The sequence below is a fragment of the Pseudomonas sp. GW821-FHT11G12 genome, from assembly GCF_058808055.1.
In genome coordinates this window covers 1,107,330-1,122,267 of record NZ_JBXARH010000001.1, presented here as the reverse complement: position 1 = coordinate 1,122,267, position 14,938 = coordinate 1,107,330, and the positions used below count along the sequence as shown (strand labels likewise).

The following is a 14,938-nucleotide window of genomic DNA, read 5'->3' as shown; positions in this document are numbered from 1 at the left end:
TCTGTTTGAGCTGGGTAAATTCGCAATCTAGGAATATCTTCAACGCCTTATCCTTTGCAACGTCAGTCGTCTCCCCAGGGATCGAATTTGTCTCCATACCTAGCGTGTAAGGCGCGATTGCGCTCGATCCGCCTGATCCACGGATCGTAGTCCTCTGGCAAAGCGGCGAGCTTAGCGCTGATGATCATTTGCACCGTGTCATCACGCAGTAACCTGCTGGTCAGCTCAAGGTATTCGCCACGCGTAACAACACCGTAAAAGGCGTGATTGTCTTTTACGTAGCGGTCGGTCATTCCCACCCGTAAATGGCCATATTTTTCTACGTCAACGGGGTAGATGTCCTCTAGGCTGAGGTATCCCATATCGAACTCCAAGCTAGAAATGTAATCGCTGAATAGCACTGCCTGCGCACACCTCAATATTCAAAGACGCAACCGATAGCGTGCACCCTCAGTGAAATCGTCTTTTCGCGCCAGCGCCTACAAAACCCGGCCAACATCAGGCGACTTAGTGTGCGCTGATAGCCTCCGCTCAGTTACCACCGTTCCGAGAATTCGCTTGAACACACCAAACGCACGTGCCGATTTCAACAACCTGATCAACGCACCGAAATTTTCCGATGACCCCATTGGGCACCGCCAGAGAAAGCGGTGGCAGCTCATCGCTGAAGACATCTACAAAAGCACATCCAAAGAGGCGTTGCTCGAAGCCAGGGGCAGAGCCGAAGGCTACATCCACGGTCTTGTGGACGCTGGGCATTTGTCGACGAGAGACACCGATCGCGACTATCTCATTTTGAGCATCGTCCAGCGGAGGCGTGAGTTTTTGCAGAAACTGCTGAACGAGTACGGTTACTGAGCCAAGGTGAGCGGTGAATCCGCCCGATGGCGCGAGCGTTACGGGACAGATGCCGCTTGAAGCGCTCCGCATGGTTAACTCGGAGCGCATCAGACTAAAACCGTAAGAGGCCTAGCAAGCGAATGTTCAAAGGTCTGACGGAGCTCGAGCAATGAGCTTGTCCTGAATGGACTCCCATTCCTCCATTGAAATGAACACCACAGTCCCGCGTTCTCCATCAACGAAAACCGGTTTGCGAGTCGTGATCACCTGGTCGAGCAACTCGTCAAAATGGGCTATTGCCTTAACGACTGACCATCGTTCATCTGCCATATGCCACGGCCCTACCAGGTAATCAAATGATGGCTTTCATACTATCGATTAAAATCTATCGGCGGACTGGAGAAGCTTCAAAAAGCTAGCTCTTCCGAGGCCTCGCTTGAAGCTTGCGATGACGTAATTGCCATCTTGAGTCTCGAGCAACCAAAACCGGCCTTCCTTTCTCGCTGACTGAATTTTACCTGTGAGGAGAATGGAACCATCCGCTCTCTGATAAGCATCGTCATGCTTAGAGTGGTCGAAGGACACCCCGAGGCATGTGTCATCTGCGATCGTCGCGTCGCTGATAAAAGCTGTGATGGGTACGGTGTATTTTCGAAGACTAGCTCGCACCAAGCGACTCATTTGAAAGTCGCTCACATCCTTACTATGGAACTCCAGCTCAATTACTTCAGGCATCCAATCCAAGCTCCAATACGACTCTGTATAAATTGTCAGCGAGCATCGCTTAACCTGCCTTCATCGAAAAAGCAGCACCCACACTGGCTTCCTTTCTCAGCCCTGGCCCAAGGAGGAGATAGACAGTTTTTTTGGTTTCAAACATGTAAGGGCTGGAATAGACGCCGAAATTACTGCGCACCCACATCGAAGGCTGGAAGCGACTTTGGCTGTCGAGGACAATTTCGTGGGCGAAAAGCGTCGCGGGAAGGAGACCGAGCCCGCTTAGCTTTTCTTTCTCATCCGAGTTGACCGTGAGGTCGATTAGAATCCATTGCCGCACTACGCAAAATGCTTTACCTGGGAACGCCTTTGCTGCCAAAGAGATCAGGTCTTCTTGCGTGCCCTGCCAGCCATGCACTTCCTTTCCGGCGCCGTAAAGGAGCTGCGAAATCTCTTCTAACGTGACCATGTAATTTTCCCGAATTCGTACACAGCGAAATTCAGTTCGCTGAGGTTCGTTGGTGAACGACTATTCATCAAATCTCGATCAGAACATCCGGATTGAAACCGGTTTGTTGATTCGGATAGCCGCGAGGATTGGAAACCACACGGCACCCATTCTTGTGGAAATCCGCGGCGACGTGGGTATGCCCATAGATCCAAAGGTCAGCCTTATCCAAAAGCTCGGGCCAATCGTTCGCATAGGCTGCAATCAAGTTTTCAGGAAGCGTGTCACCTACGTAATCCAACAAAGGTGCATGGTGGGTAACGACAACAGTTTGTCCGTCAAAGGGCTTTTCCAATTCTTGCGTTAGCCAGGCAAAAGCAGCCTTTGATTTAGCGATCAGGTCATCCGGGTACAAACGCCGATAACCCTCATCGGCTCTGATCACAGCGAAGTCATTCATGCATTCCCATGCAGCGCGTTTCGAGGCAACGACATCGCCAGTAGACGAGTAATCTGTCCACGCCGTTGTCACCAAAAACCGGGTGTGATCAAGAATCAGCGTTTCGTTCTCGAGTACGTGCACGTGAGGAGCTGCCACCTCCTTCATCTTCCGCAGCGTGTGATCAATGTGGCCGCCGTAGTACTCATGATTTCCGCAAACGTAGGTCACCGGGCACTGGAATGTGTCGTTCGCCCAAACCACGCCGCGCGATTTGATATCAATGTCACCAGCGAGAATGACTACGTCTGCGTCGCTTGGCGCGGGCTCGAATCGAGCGAAACCGAGGTGCAGATCTGAGTAGATTTGGAGCTTCATGGATTAACCATCTGGTGGTGTTGTCGTGGCAGGGTTCACTTGCCTCTATCAGAGCGTCACTCTTGTTGGGGTCTGATAGTTGGTGCTATGGAAATGCTTCCCGGCAGCAGTCGTGGCGTCGTAAATCATTCGAATATTGCTGAGCAAACCTGCGTCGGTCACACCGGGAGAGCTGCTGTAGATTGCTCCGCTATCGACTTTATGAAGCAGTACGTACTCACCGTTTCCGTCGTAGCCGACGATCGCACTGATTAACTTTTCCATACGTTCTAAAGAACTCCCATTCATGCAAGGGGGAGTCACAACCTGAACCACCTCAATCTTGTGCTCTGGGCTCCGCTGCGAGAGTAGGTGTTTCAGCATCGAAGGGTCTGATGGCATCAACTTTTTGAACCGAGCCCTCGCTCCTTCACAAATGCGAAAGCGAACGTGATACCAAAAATCTTCCGAATGTCGCTCGACCATCCGCCAAGCCGTGCGGCCAGGCCCGGGAAAGCCCGGTAGGCCGACAAGACAAGTTTCATCTGAAATAAACATGATGGTTATACCCGTAACATCAATATCTGGTTTGAGAGCTCTGAAGGCGTGAGTGATGCCATAACACGCCCTACGGCGCTTCTTCTGCATTCAACGAGCCTGGGGAATGTGGCTTTCGGCCAAAAAGGAATGAGTCCATGCCGGCTTTTCGCGTCCATTCGCCAGGTGTCAATTTATGCCTAATGTTTTTTGTTGCATCCTTCTTGAAAGTATGATTAAGACAAGAAGACGATCACGATAGCAGACCCATAGGCTCTATGTACAGAGTGGCTGGGTCAATAATTTGCTGGCCTTATCCTCCGCTTTGAGGACAAGTCGTCATGCTGACTCAGAGTCTCGCGGTGGTGCTTCGCGCGCTACGAAAAACTAGAGAGCTCACTCAGGAACGACTCCCCTCTAGTAGGAGCTATGCCTTTGCCTTAGAGGCTGGTACGCCGAAAAATATATCGCTAGGCAAGCTACGGGAGCTTTCAAGCAGCCTCGAGATCACTCCCCTCGCGCTTATGGTTTTGTGCGAGTCAATCGAGAGTGGACAGGATTCTCTGGATGTCATAGGCAAGCTGAAGGAGGAGCTTCGTCATCTCCGCTCGATCGGCCTAGATGAAAAAATACGCGAGGAGCAGCAAAGCTCCAGCCTCGTATCAAAAGCTAAGGCTCGCGAAATTGCTGACAGCAAGAGACTCGCGGTTAAGCGTCTCAAAGAGGAAGGTAAATCAAGAAAGGAAGTCGCCGAAGCGCTAGGTATTTCAAAGTCTTCTGTCCAGAGATTCTGGGTTTGATTAATCCAGCTACTCACCTGGGCTCAAGTCATCGCTGGCTAGATCCGTTGTGTTGAAACCAGTAGCGTACAAAAAGCGCGCATTGTCACAATCGAGTCGTTTGTGCGCATGGATGTCTTGGCTCGCCTGGTCAAGTCAGTCCAACGCCCGTTTATAGAGCGACTCAGCAGCCCAAGCACGATCTTCCAGACATCTTGGGCGACCTAGGCCCTCCTAGGGTGTCACCATTTCACCTTCCCTGAAACGACGATGGCTTCCGTGATAGATAACCGCCGTCCCGCCTGCCATGTTCGTGATCGTGATCGTGATCGTGATCGTGATCGGACAATGAAGGCGTCGATCCATGAGCGCAAAGCTCAGGGATTGACTCAGCATGCAAACATCACAGAGCCTTAGGGTTAACAAGATGGCGGCCCTTAGGCATTGGCGCCATTCTTAATGGCACTCCTCAATCACTTCAGACTCCGTTCTACACGACTTAAGGTAAGGGGCCGGCGAACACACCTTCCGAACTCCAGCGTTAAGGACGATGGTGTCCGCGTATTTTTAAGCGGACGCCATTGCCCTTATCGCCAGGATTTCCATGCGCCAACGAAGCTCTTACCCCAAACCGTTCAAAGCCCAGGTCGTCCAGGAATGCCTGCAACCTGGGGCGACGGTCTCCAGCGTTGCCATCAACCACGGCATCAATGCCAACGTCATCCGCAAATGGTTGCCGATTTACCGAGATCAACCACCCGCAGCGCTGCCCGCATTCGTACCTCTGAAAACCACACCCAAGCGGGCCACGGAAGACATGGCGGTCATTTCGCTACTGCTGGGCGATAAATCCATCACGGTGAAATGGCCAGCCTCCGACCCGGATGGCTGTGCGCGTTTTATCAGTGGGCTTGCACAATGATCCGTATCGACGCCATCTGGCTCGCCACTGAGCCCATGGATATGCGCGCCGGTACCGAGACCGCGTTGGCCCGGGTGATTGCGGTATTCGGTGCGGCGAAGCCGCATTGTGCTTATCTCTTCGCTAATCGCCGCGCCAACCGGATGAAAGTCCTGGTGCATGACGGTGTAGGCATCTGGCTTGCAGCGCGACGACTAAATCAAGGCAGGTTTCACTGGCCAGGCATTCGAAACGGCTCGGAGATAGAACTTGATACCGAGCAACTCCAGGCCTTGGTACTGGGGCTGCCTTGGCGGCGGGTTGGCGCAGGCGGCTCGATCACAGTGCTGTAGCACCTGCCATTAGCCTATCGGTTTATCGCCGCTGACTGCCTGCTCTGGCACAATCAGCGGCATGACTTCCTTGCCCAACCTCGACCAGATGACACCGGAACAGCTGCGCACCTTGGCCGAGCAGGCCATGCATTTGCTGTCCCAGGTCGACTCGATGGGCCAGAAGATCCACCGCCTCGAAACGGTCAACGAACAACTTGCCCACGAAATCGCGCTGCTCAAACGACACAAGTTCGCCAAGCGCAGCGAGCAACTGAGCCCCGACCAAGGCAACTTGCTCGACGACCTGCTCGACACTGACATCGCGGCTATCGAAGCCGAGTTGAAGGCGGCTAATCCGCCAGCCGCACCCGCCGAGCCACGTCAACAGCCCAAGCGCACACCGCTGCCGCCACAGTTCCCACGCACCGTAATCCATCACGAGCCGGAAAATACCCAGTGCGCCTGCGGCTGCCAGCTTCAGCGTGTCGGCGAAGACGTCAGCGAGAAGCTCGATTACACGCCGGGCGTGTTCACCGTCGAGCAGCACGTGCGTGGGAAGTGGGTCTGCCGCAAGTGCGAGACACTGATCCAGGCACCCGTACCGGCTCAGGTGATCGACAAGGGCATCCCGACCGCAGGCTTGCTGGCCCACGTAATGGTGGCGAAGTTCGCTGACCACTTGCCCCTGTACCAACAGGAGAAAATCTTTGGCCGCTCTGGGCTGAAGATCGCTCGCTCGACGCTGGCGCAATGGGTCGGACAAACCGGCGTGCAGCTCCAGCCTCTGGTTGATGCGCTGCGTGAAGCGGTGCTCGCCCAGGGCGTGATCCACGCCGATGAGATCCCGATTCAAATGCTCGCGCCAGGCGAGAAGAAAACTCACCGGGCTTACGTCTGGGCCTACAGCACCACGCCATTCTCGGCACTCAAGGCCGTGGTCTACGACTTCAGCCCATGCAGGGCGGGCGAGCATGCGCGCAACTTCCTCGGCCCGTGGAATGGCAAGCTGGTGTGCGACGATTTCGCTGGCTACAAAGCCGGTTTCGAGAAAGGCATCACCGAAGTTGGCTGCATGGCCCACGCCCGCCGCAAGTTTTTCGATCTGCACGTGGCAAACAAAAGCCAGTTGGCCGAACAGGCGCTGCGCTCGATTGGCGGCTTGTACGAAGTCGAGCGGCAAGCACGGGACATGAGCGATAAAGATCGCTGGCGAATACGGCAGGAAAAGGCTGTCCCTATCCTCGATGCGTTGCACAACTGGATGTTGGCCCAGCGCGACCTTGTGCCCAACGGCTCAGCAACAGCTAAAGCCTTGGATTACAGTCTTAAACGCTGGGTAGCGCTGACGCGCTACCCGGAAGATGGGGCCGTGCCCATCGACAACAACCAAGTGGAGAATCAGATTCGGCCGTGGGCACTTGGGCGCTCGAACTGGTTGTTTGCGGGATCGCTACGCAGCGGCAAACGGGCAGCGGCTCTCATGAGTTTGATCCAGTCGGCACGCATGAATGGGCACGATCCATATGCCTATCTCAAAGATGTGCTGATGCGGCTGCCAACGCAGCGAGCGAGTGAGATCGGGCAGTTGCTGCCGTATCAGTGGGTGCCGGCCTGACTTACGCAAGGCAAGTTGGGCGGACGCTTGCCCAGTGTCTGATACGACCACCGGCAGTCGCCTTGCAGCAGCCGATCATTGCGCAAAGGAGTCCAAAGGAGACTCAGTGAATCGATTGAAAGTCAGCGAACGTTTTCACGATTGCCTTCGTTACAGGGCTCGACTCAACATCGCGAAATCGCTTCCAGTGGCTCCACTTGCACGCGGCAATCTCATTTTTCGGAGACGGCTTCTCACCAGGCTGGAGTGCGGTCATGAAAACGAAGTGGGTGGTGTCGTCCTTCTCAAAGCGTGCGAGATAGATTAGGTTGTCAGCAACCAGTCCTGTTTCCTCTTCAAGCTCACGCGCGGCGGCTTCAGCAGGTGTTTCGCCTGTCTCTATCTTGCCGCCAGGTAGTGCCCATTTGGATTTTGGCTTGCGCACATAGAGAACATGATCATCTTTGCGGCATATCACTGTGGCTCTGGCCTTCATGTTCACCTCCATTACCGTGCACTTAAGTCTTGGTAGGCTCAATGGAACTGCCTAGCTATAAGACTGCGCTGTCATCAAATCGTCACAATTAGAAAAGCATTTTTGATGCCAACACTTGACGGCTAACCTGCTAGCTGAAGAGTAGCTCGTGCTGTCGGAGAGGTGACGACATCCATCCCCCGAAGCGATGAGGCAGGAAAGTGTGTTCGCCGGACACTTACGACTTAAGTTGCGTCCTGAAAGAAATCCGACAGAGAACCTTCTAGCCGGTCGGGATAGAGCGGTCTGCAAAGTTAATTGGTTGGTTTGACCTAATTACGTCGGGCTGTGGCTGCGTTACATTGAATTGAATTGATTTGATTTGCCCTTAAGGGTGCTCATAAACCACCTCAGTCGGAACAAATGCGGACATACCTATTGCGACTCCTCCCTTTTCCCAGACCTGGGATAATTACCAAATGCTGATCACGAGCGTATTCTGAAAGGAGCCACGACCATCTACAAACCTCATAATGCCATGCGTGCTGGGAACATAAACATTGCGGCTACCCGTTTCAACGAGCATTAATATTCGCTGCTGGCCACCGAACAAGCACCTCTCCTGTGACCGAAATTTAAGCTGGCGGGGAGATATGATGTAACTTTTTTCCTTATTGAATCTGCCAGCTATTTTATCGCGGTGCGTCAGCGTATACGAAGCATTCATACAGGCGAAGGATTCATTGGGTATCGATGCCCTGGTGATGATTATGTCAGAATATTTTTTCTGATCAGTGTTAGCAGTCTCCAATGCCCCCCACACATCGAAGAAAGACACAAACTGAGTGATGAGGATGCTCCGTAGGCCTAACGGATTGCGCAATATCAGTTCGTAGATCTCCTCCATAGGCTTGACTGACCGCACACCGCTGTGCTCAGGAAGTGTCGACACCCCTCCTGATGAAACCAACCATGCACAGTAAGCAGAAACGCATGTGCATCTGTTCGAAAAGTTGAGGAAGTTGAGCTGGTCGTGGCTCAGTTTCTTTATGGCGTTAAAGCATTTTCGATGTGGCGTGATGTAATTTTTGAAAAAATGGCGTCGCATCGATTTGATACACGTGATGACATCACCTACTGTGGCAACCGGATCAGGATTATGGGCTGGACAACCAACACCATTGGGCGAAAGAAAGATGCCTGGAGTTAAACTATCAGAATTATTGGCACCATTGCGAGCAGCCGTATAGTTAACCTGATAGACCTCATGAGTAAACTTAGCGCTTTGCCAGTAAAGGTCGAAGGGAAGGCCAATCCGGCTCCGAACATATTCGAAATAGAATTCTATAGCATCTAGATCTCTCATATCATTTACATTATTGAGGACGTCAGAAACCGACCCGAGATTCATGCGCTTGATCCCGTCTATCCAAGCTCGATATTCGTCGCCCAATAGTTCGAATGCCTTGCTATCACCCTCAGATAATTTTACCATCGGCACTCGTGATCGCGCGAGATTTTTCAAGTGCTCGCAGGTTTGTTGTTTAATCAGCGGCCTCGTAAAAAAACTCCCATTCTTTACTAAAGCGTTTGTACAGCACCTGCAATATTTAAGTAACTCTCCATGTACCGGACACCTCTCCAAAAGAGGGTTTTGAAATAGTGATGAGTGGTAGTTTAGATCAATACAAACCTGACAATGCCGAATGGTTTGTCGACGCCCATGCACCGATGAATGGAAATTTGAACTTATACACGCCTGTTCCAGAACCAAGCTTGGGAGATTCAACCTTGCGTTCAACCTAGAAACTAAGTCCTCGGGCGAGTTCCCCATGTCGACACTTGACGCTGCCTTACCGGTAGAACATTGAAGATCAATCAGCACGGTTTTCAAGCAAATGCGATTAATAATCAGAGCTTTTGTCATAATTAGCCAGCATGACTGATAAGGAGCGCCAGCTTTGGGGTATGATAAAACTTTATCCATCACGACTCCCCCTTAGTCATCTCTATAATATCTGCAAAGTCAGCCATGCCCGAAACACTTATGGCTTTAGCCACCATTGCCTGCGTAAGTATTAAGTCAGCTTTATCCTCCGGCCTAGCGGTCGCTAGAATAAAACCGATGGCTGTGAAAAGATGGGCAGTAGGGATAATTCTTGCAGTAGAGCCTGAAACAGCTTTTTTTGCTTCCCTGTAGATAAGTTCCGCAGAGTTTCTGAGCCTGAAGCCTGCACCATATGCATTTGGTAGAAAAAAATTGGTATAAGTACACGCGCTCATTTCTGGATATACTAGTTCCTCATCAAATTTTTCAAGGGTTGAAGATAACCAGGCTGCATTCACACACCCCTTAAACACTTCTCGTCTGCTCAGAAACCTGGCAACGAGTGCAATCTTACCTCCTGCGGCCAACGATGTTCGCACGCTATTAATCTCTTTCTGTGCGAAGCCAATGGTAGTAAGAGATATGTTATTTAGCTTCAACTCATTCTGAATAGCCTGCAGAATTTGATAGTCTCTGTCTGCCATGGCTTGCATTTCATCAATCATTAGCAAGCAGTGTTTACCGCTTTTTCCAGACAGTTCACAAATGATATGGTCGACAACACGATCTCGGATTTCGGACTTTGGTTGCCGAGAATAATCTTTCTCTAATCGTAAGCTTTTGAATATTGTCGGCACAATTCCTACGTCTCTTGAGGGATCGCAAGATGCTAGAATTATCATTTTTTCAGGAAATTCTTGACCAATCATATACTTGATCGCCTTGGCGCATTCGGTCTTTCCCATCCTTGGTGTTGACCAGAAATATATGCTTGGTTCGCTTAGAAAAATCAGCTCTCTCACTTTTTCATAAATGCCCTCTATTGTAGGCGTCAGAGTAAGATAGTTCTTGAGCATCAATGGATGCTGGGCAATTAACTCATCCCGTCGAGACGTGTCTAGCGGATCGAAATTTCGCATCTACCGCTCCTACTATCAAAATCCTTTGATAATTTTATTCAAGTCTGGCATTGGATATGGAATTATGGTCGCAGTTTTATGGGTTGTGGCCTCCGGCGTGCTTTGATCTGATTCACGCTCAGGCTTTTGCAGCCCCTCAGACGGATCAAAAATGCTTCCTATCTCAGCGCTAGACTCAAGATCTTTAACCTCTAGTCCCATTCCCTCAGCGACTTCCAACTCAACGCGCTTGAACTCTGTAGCTGCCCGGGCGGGAGACTTAGCAGCTTTTACCGGGCTCGTAATCTTGTCCTGTGCAATTTCTTTTAGTTTTTCCAAGTACAGAGTAACTGGATCATCAAACTCAGAAACAATCAGATCTCTTTGAGAAATCATACTATTAATCGCCTTGCGTGTTGCTCGGCTATGCTTAGTCCGCGACCATTTTCCGGCGGCCTTCAGCACATCCATCACCGTCCCATTAGGCCAGTATGCTGTTGCAAATCGCATATCTTGCTCATCGATTTCAACAGTAATCTCCTGACCCGTAAGCCAAGTCGCTTCTCTCAACAGGTCAGATGAATAGTGAACACGATCAATTTGAACAAATGGCCTGATCCCTCGATCCGGGTAGGATCTGACCGTGATCAACTCTCTAATGCGATAATGAGTCATTTTCGAAATACTCTCCTGAAGAAGAGTTCGAGGAATGTAGTGCCTACCCTTTTGCTCGATTTTTTGGCGAATGTATTCATGAGGTGAAATAAACCCAATCCCCTCTGACGGCGTGGCATTACTTAAAGCAAAATGGTGGTAGGCGAGCTCTTCTATCACACTTGCATCCATCTTGAGCTTAGCTGCGATCTCTACACCATCTTTCGCACGTCCTGATCCTGGCCCAGCCCCTGTGGTACTTGGTAAGCGCTGAAACAGCTTGGTAGCCAATTCTTTAAACGTCCGCTCTACGTTTGGCCTAAATTCAAAGTGGCCGGGTGGCCCATAACATAGTGTGTATCCCAGTGTTTTTCGAAGAATGCTGGAAACTGCAACTGCCAGATTTGATAACGCATTGTCCGGCATCAATACAGTCGGTATCGTATGCGCTAGTTCTGGGAAGACTTCCGTCGGAAAACCTATGTCCCCTTTGAAGCTCATCCCTAAAATTTCCTTCTCAGGGCGAGGGAGTTTGGCTCTTAGGCTTTCTGTCAATAATCTGACCACGTCGGAGGCACGTACTTCACTTCTATATACTACCAAAAACCACCACACAGCTGTAGAAGCTCTATCGACAAGCGCCAATATATTGATGCGCTCTATTGGGACATAAGTTATAAGCCCGTCTGCATTTTCAAATCCTATAGTGAAATGTGCATCTATGTGATAGCTGTCAACCTCAGCAGCTTCCATCATATATTCATAGGTAAGCATTGCGTCTTTACCGCTACCTACCGCTAAATGAGCCTGGGCGGCGGCCTCACTATTCACCATTACATTGCGATCAAAGTTTTGGTCTAATACTTTCTTAACCAATGAACCGATGCTCTTTGAACCCAGCAACTTAGTATTATAAGGCCACTCATCTTTTGGATGATCATTTCGCTTCAGAAAATCCAGCATCGCTTTATGTACGTGCTTGCGGCTGATGCGAAACTCATATACAGCTCCCTCATATTTCAGTTTGAGTATTTTTCTTACCAGTAGTGGTTCAAGATCAGGATACCTCGCTAGCAAATTTGAAAAGACTCCCGCATATCCACTTTTGCTTTCCGGGAGTTTGGGCTTGAGGGGACTTACTCGCTCATAACTGCCCAACCGAAAATTGGGTATCAACGCTTGGTAACCCCATACTAGGCCATTATTGGACGCTGATAGGCATCTGTTTATGAGCCTATACACCTCGGCACCGTGAATTCCTGTTGCTTCCTTTATTGCTGCAATACTGTCTCCTTCAACGTAAAGCTCAATCGCTTGGACACGACGGTCAAATAGATATTTGCAATGGGCGTCCATCCCATCAGTCAAAACCGTCGCCCATGGCTGGGTTGACCTGATAGCAGATTCGATCTGGTGACGACTTCTCCTGGCGCTCATCTGAGCTTCCAGTAGCTATGGGATCCGAAAGCGTGCTCTGCAAGATCTATCTCAATTCCCCCTGCAAGTATCTTCTCCGCAAAAACTCCAAGTACGACCATAGGATCATGACGGGATAATGACAGTAAGATCTGTTCCACCCACCCTGCTTTCATATAACCAATGGCTAACTCTACGGCAGCAGTTGTGATATCATGTTGATGCTCCCTTATTTGGGACGCAAATCCTATCAGCTTTAACATTCTGGTCGCCTTTAGAGCATGCTGCCTTAGATATTCACTATACACTCTGACAAGGGGCACTTGGCGCTCCTCCACCACTGCCCTGCTAGCAAACCGTTCACGCAGATTAATGGTGCCTTTAATAATTCCGCCGTCACCTGTTGATAAAAGATGAATTTCAATTTCCCCATTGTTAAGCTCTACGCGAATGGCCTCTCGTTCTCGAAAACCATCCTCACCCTCGAATTTTAGTTCTCCATGATAACCAAACTTAAAAGCTCGTACTCCAGGGTCGGTTTCTAAATGTGTTATCCAATACACACATTCATTATTGCTCGCAAGGGTGAGGTCTGCCCGGGATTTAGGACTGTAGGCGACCCATAGTGCGTTACGAGTATTTTTTCGAGCTCCATGCGAGGACATCAGATTGGCGCGAAGCTTAGATTTCAGTGTTGCCATCACCACCTCTATTAGTTGATTTCACCTCACGCATCTGAACCTGATGCCTTCGTTCGAACTTAGACTATTGATGTCAAAAACCCCAAATAACATTTTCATCTATACACCACTAGAAATCCTTGGCATAGGCATAACTAAAAAACCAATACCTATATATTGACACTTATTCAATGTTAAAAAATGCCATAGGTTTCGAATGCTTTCCGCAGCAATTATATTGTATATATTGGATCTGTTTTTTGCAGCGATCATATTGCATGTATTGGAGCTGTTTCTACAGCAATCATATTGCATATATTGGAGCCCCCGATAACGTACACAAAACTTGTTAAATCCAGTTAGAAATCCAAGGTTTTCAGGTATTTCGGATGCCGTTGAATTGTGGCTGGGGCAATACCCGTCACCTCAGCGCCCTTTTCAGGGTGGCCCCACCCGATGACATACTGTATGGCCAAAAGGCTACTTACATTTTTATCACTATGTTTACCAGGGAACGTTTTTCGACTGCCCCCGATTAACGTCTCGCATCTCACGGATGCTGAAAATACCGACCCCTGCCCCAGCGTCGCAGCGGTCTCCGCGCCGATAAGGTCGTGGAGAACCCCCATACCTGGCGTTGTTTGCAAAAAAACGTCGAATTCCCAAGCCATTGCCGGTGGGGATATCCCGATGATCGTATTCCAGTAGAACGAGGCGTATAGCCATCTACAGGCTCGGACGAAACGGCGCCGGCAATGAAGCGGATCCTTCAACCTTAGCGGAGTAGCCTCGGCGCGGGAGCGTTGCCACTGGCTTTTTCAGCCTTGTAGGGCGCTTCAAGTTGTCCTGGTGAGAAAGGCAAATGCTGGTTGCTGGTTACTGGTCGACCGGGGTCGTCCTGTGCATATCGTGATTTCTTGTGTCAGGGCAGACTAGGGGCGGATCACAAGATATGAGACTTTGCGTCTTGGGATTGAGGGTAGCTATTTCCCGAGCTTGAAGCACTGGCACGGTATGCCTCAACCTCCCGTGACACCTGAGGGCCAAGTTATTTGAGGCCGCCAGAGGGTTCACTCTCCATTTCTATTTTTTGCTGCATCCTTTCTCCATTTCTACTCTTTACTGACGGAAAAATGGTCAACAAACACGCATTCTGATCTCCAACGACACTTAGGACGTAGCTGTGGTTGGTTGATTTTACTAGATTTGACGTTCGCGAGCTGTGTCTGAAGATTTACTTCCGCGTACTATACCTGGCGATCGCTCTATTTGGAATGTGCTGCTCTCAATCCTCGTCACGAGTCAGCTTTTCAATCAGCGCTCGATGCTGCGGATACTGCGCCGTAAGCTTCCGCCGATTCCCCATTTCCATATCCGCGAAATCAAATCCTGGCGAAACCGCTTCGCTGATCAAGCCAAATCCATTCTCGCCATTCAACAGTCTGGAGGCTTTCCAGATTCCGCCCGGTACGTGCAATTGCAGATATTGTCCTGCCAATATGTCGCTGCCCATCACCAATGTCTGTAGCGAACCGTCAGGATGAATCAGGCTGTACTCGATGGCGTCGCCCAGATGGAAATAATGCAGGATGTCTGACTGGTTGAAATGAAACTGGCCCACGGGCGATTCTTCGGTCAACAGGTAATAAATGGACGTCATCAAATAACGTGAGCCGCCTTCGGTTTCGAGCATTTCTCGATGGTCGGCCTGAAATGTCCTGCGGAAATAGCCGCCTTCAATATGAGATTCAAGTTTCAGGGCTGCAATGACGTCTTTTGCGCTCGCCTGGCGTTTCAACATAGCCTTCTCCATTGATTTC

15 protein-coding genes are annotated in these 14,938 nt (G+C 50.2%); 5 read left to right on the top strand and 10 right to left on the bottom strand.

Annotated features, from left to right (window positions below; all coding sequences use genetic code 11):
• Window positions 1-62: 62 nt before the first annotated feature.
• Complete coding sequence (locus tag AC1RR7_RS05075) at window positions 63-362, bottom strand: hypothetical protein (RefSeq protein WP_493156422.1); 300 nt, start codon at window positions 360-362, stop codon at window positions 63-65.
• Between the two features lie 196 nt (window positions 363-558).
• On the opposite strand from AC1RR7_RS05075, the gene AC1RR7_RS05070 reads away from it, so the two are divergent.
• Window positions 559-858: a hypothetical protein gene (locus AC1RR7_RS05070; protein ID WP_493156420.1), complete on the top strand. Its 300-nt coding sequence runs from the start codon at window positions 559-561 to the stop codon at window positions 856-858.
• 766 nt (window positions 859-1,624) lie between these two features.
• On the opposite strand, the gene AC1RR7_RS05065 is transcribed toward AC1RR7_RS05070, so the two are convergent.
• From AC1RR7_RS05065 to AC1RR7_RS05055, 3 genes are all read right to left on the bottom strand, one after another.
• Complete coding sequence (locus AC1RR7_RS05065; protein ID WP_493156418.1) at window positions 1,625-2,026, bottom strand: DUF6957 family protein; 402 nt, start codon at window positions 2,024-2,026, stop codon at window positions 1,625-1,627.
• A gap of 67 nt (window positions 2,027-2,093) precedes the next feature.
• Window positions 2,094-2,822 (bottom strand): metallophosphoesterase family protein, encoded by a 729-nt coding sequence (locus AC1RR7_RS05060; RefSeq protein WP_493156416.1) that lies wholly within the window; start codon window positions 2,820-2,822, stop codon window positions 2,094-2,096.
• Window positions 2,823-2,870: 48 nt separating this feature from the next.
• Window positions 2,871-3,449, bottom strand: a complete 579-nt coding sequence (locus tag AC1RR7_RS05055; RefSeq protein WP_493156414.1) for a hypothetical protein — start codon at window positions 3,447-3,449, stop codon at window positions 2,871-2,873.
• Window positions 3,450-3,679: 230 nt separating this feature from the next.
• Here AC1RR7_RS05055 and AC1RR7_RS05050 point away from each other — a divergent pair, with 230 nt between their 5' ends.
• From AC1RR7_RS05050 to tnpC, 4 genes are all read left to right on the top strand, one after another.
• Window positions 3,680-4,138: a helix-turn-helix domain-containing protein gene (locus tag AC1RR7_RS05050; RefSeq protein WP_493156412.1), complete on the top strand. Its 459-nt coding sequence runs from the start codon at window positions 3,680-3,682 to the stop codon at window positions 4,136-4,138.
• A gap of 583 nt (window positions 4,139-4,721) precedes the next feature.
• On the top strand, window positions 4,722-5,039 hold the full coding sequence (gene tnpA, locus AC1RR7_RS05045; RefSeq protein WP_493156410.1) for an IS66-like element accessory protein TnpA: 318 nt from the start codon (window positions 4,722-4,724) through the stop codon (window positions 5,037-5,039).
• The gene (gene tnpB, locus AC1RR7_RS05040; RefSeq protein ID WP_493156408.1) at window positions 5,036-5,371 is read left to right on the top strand and encodes an IS66 family insertion sequence element accessory protein TnpB; all 336 of its coding nucleotides are present in this window, start codon (window positions 5,036-5,038) and stop codon (window positions 5,369-5,371) included. Before tnpA ends, tnpB begins: the two co-directional genes overlap by 4 nt.
• Before the next feature lie 61 nt (window positions 5,372-5,432).
• A complete protein-coding gene (gene tnpC / locus AC1RR7_RS05035; protein ID WP_493156406.1) occupies window positions 5,433-6,968 on the top strand; it encodes an IS66 family transposase in 1,536 nt (511 codons plus the stop codon).
• 103 nt (window positions 6,969-7,071) lie between these two features.
• Here the strand turns inward: tnpC and AC1RR7_RS05030 are convergent, their stop codons facing one another.
• From AC1RR7_RS05030 to AC1RR7_RS05005, 6 genes are all read right to left on the bottom strand, one after another.
• Window positions 7,072-7,443 (bottom strand): NUDIX domain-containing protein, encoded by a 372-nt coding sequence (locus AC1RR7_RS05030; protein ID WP_493156404.1) that lies wholly within the window; start codon window positions 7,441-7,443, stop codon window positions 7,072-7,074.
• Between the two features lie 451 nt (window positions 7,444-7,894).
• Window positions 7,895-8,917 (bottom strand): hypothetical protein, encoded by a 1,023-nt coding sequence (locus AC1RR7_RS05025; RefSeq protein ID WP_493156402.1) that lies wholly within the window; start codon window positions 8,915-8,917, stop codon window positions 7,895-7,897.
• 491 nt (window positions 8,918-9,408) lie between these two features.
• Window positions 9,409-10,389, bottom strand: coding sequence for a P-loop NTPase family protein (locus AC1RR7_RS05020; RefSeq protein WP_493156400.1), 981 nt, complete (start codon window positions 10,387-10,389; stop codon window positions 9,409-9,411).
• A gap of 15 nt (window positions 10,390-10,404) precedes the next feature.
• Window positions 10,405-12,459: a hypothetical protein gene (locus AC1RR7_RS05015; RefSeq protein ID WP_493156398.1), complete on the bottom strand. Its 2,055-nt coding sequence runs from the start codon at window positions 12,457-12,459 to the stop codon at window positions 10,405-10,407.
• Window positions 12,456-13,139, bottom strand: coding sequence for a hypothetical protein (locus AC1RR7_RS05010; protein WP_493156396.1), 684 nt, complete (start codon window positions 13,137-13,139; stop codon window positions 12,456-12,458). Before AC1RR7_RS05010 ends, AC1RR7_RS05015 begins: the two co-directional genes overlap by 4 nt.
• Before the next feature lie 1,264 nt (window positions 13,140-14,403).
• Window positions 14,404-14,919: a cupin domain-containing protein gene (locus tag AC1RR7_RS05005; protein WP_102619997.1), complete on the bottom strand. Its 516-nt coding sequence runs from the start codon at window positions 14,917-14,919 to the stop codon at window positions 14,404-14,406.
• Window positions 14,920-14,938: the final 19 nt, after the last annotated feature.

Coding starts and splice junctions, on each gene's coding strand:
- AC1RR7_RS05075 (WP_493156422.1), bottom strand. CDS start 362: ATGGGATACCTCAGCCTAGAGGACATCTACCCCGTTGACGTAGAAAAA.
- AC1RR7_RS05065 (WP_493156418.1), bottom strand. CDS start 2,026: ATGGTCACGTTAGAAGAGATTTCGCAGCTCCTTTACGGCGCCGGAAAG.
- AC1RR7_RS05060 (WP_493156416.1), bottom strand. CDS start 2,822: ATGAAGCTCCAAATCTACTCAGATCTGCACCTCGGTTTCGCTCGATTC.
- AC1RR7_RS05055 (WP_493156414.1), bottom strand. CDS start 3,449: ATGCAGAAGAAGCGCCGTAGGGCGTGTTATGGCATCACTCACGCCTTC.
- AC1RR7_RS05050 (WP_493156412.1), top strand. CDS start 3,680: ATGCTGACTCAGAGTCTCGCGGTGGTGCTTCGCGCGCTACGAAAAACT.
- tnpA (WP_493156410.1), top strand. CDS start 4,722: ATGCGCCAACGAAGCTCTTACCCCAAACCGTTCAAAGCCCAGGTCGTC.
- tnpB (WP_493156408.1), top strand. CDS start 5,036: ATGATCCGTATCGACGCCATCTGGCTCGCCACTGAGCCCATGGATATG.
- tnpC (WP_493156406.1), top strand. CDS start 5,433: ATGACTTCCTTGCCCAACCTCGACCAGATGACACCGGAACAGCTGCGC.
- AC1RR7_RS05030 (WP_493156404.1), bottom strand. CDS start 7,443: ATGAAGGCCAGAGCCACAGTGATATGCCGCAAAGATGATCATGTTCTC.
- AC1RR7_RS05025 (WP_493156402.1), bottom strand. CDS start 8,917: ATGGTAAAATTATCTGAGGGTGATAGCAAGGCATTCGAACTATTGGGC.
- AC1RR7_RS05020 (WP_493156400.1), bottom strand. CDS start 10,389: ATGCGAAATTTCGATCCGCTAGACACGTCTCGACGGGATGAGTTAATT.
- AC1RR7_RS05015 (WP_493156398.1), bottom strand. CDS start 12,459: ATGAGCGCCAGGAGAAGTCGTCACCAGATCGAATCTGCTATCAGGTCA.
- AC1RR7_RS05010 (WP_493156396.1), bottom strand. CDS start 13,139: ATGGCAACACTGAAATCTAAGCTTCGCGCCAATCTGATGTCCTCGCAT.
- AC1RR7_RS05005 (WP_102619997.1), bottom strand. CDS start 14,919: ATGTTGAAACGCCAGGCGAGCGCAAAAGACGTCATTGCAGCCCTGAAA.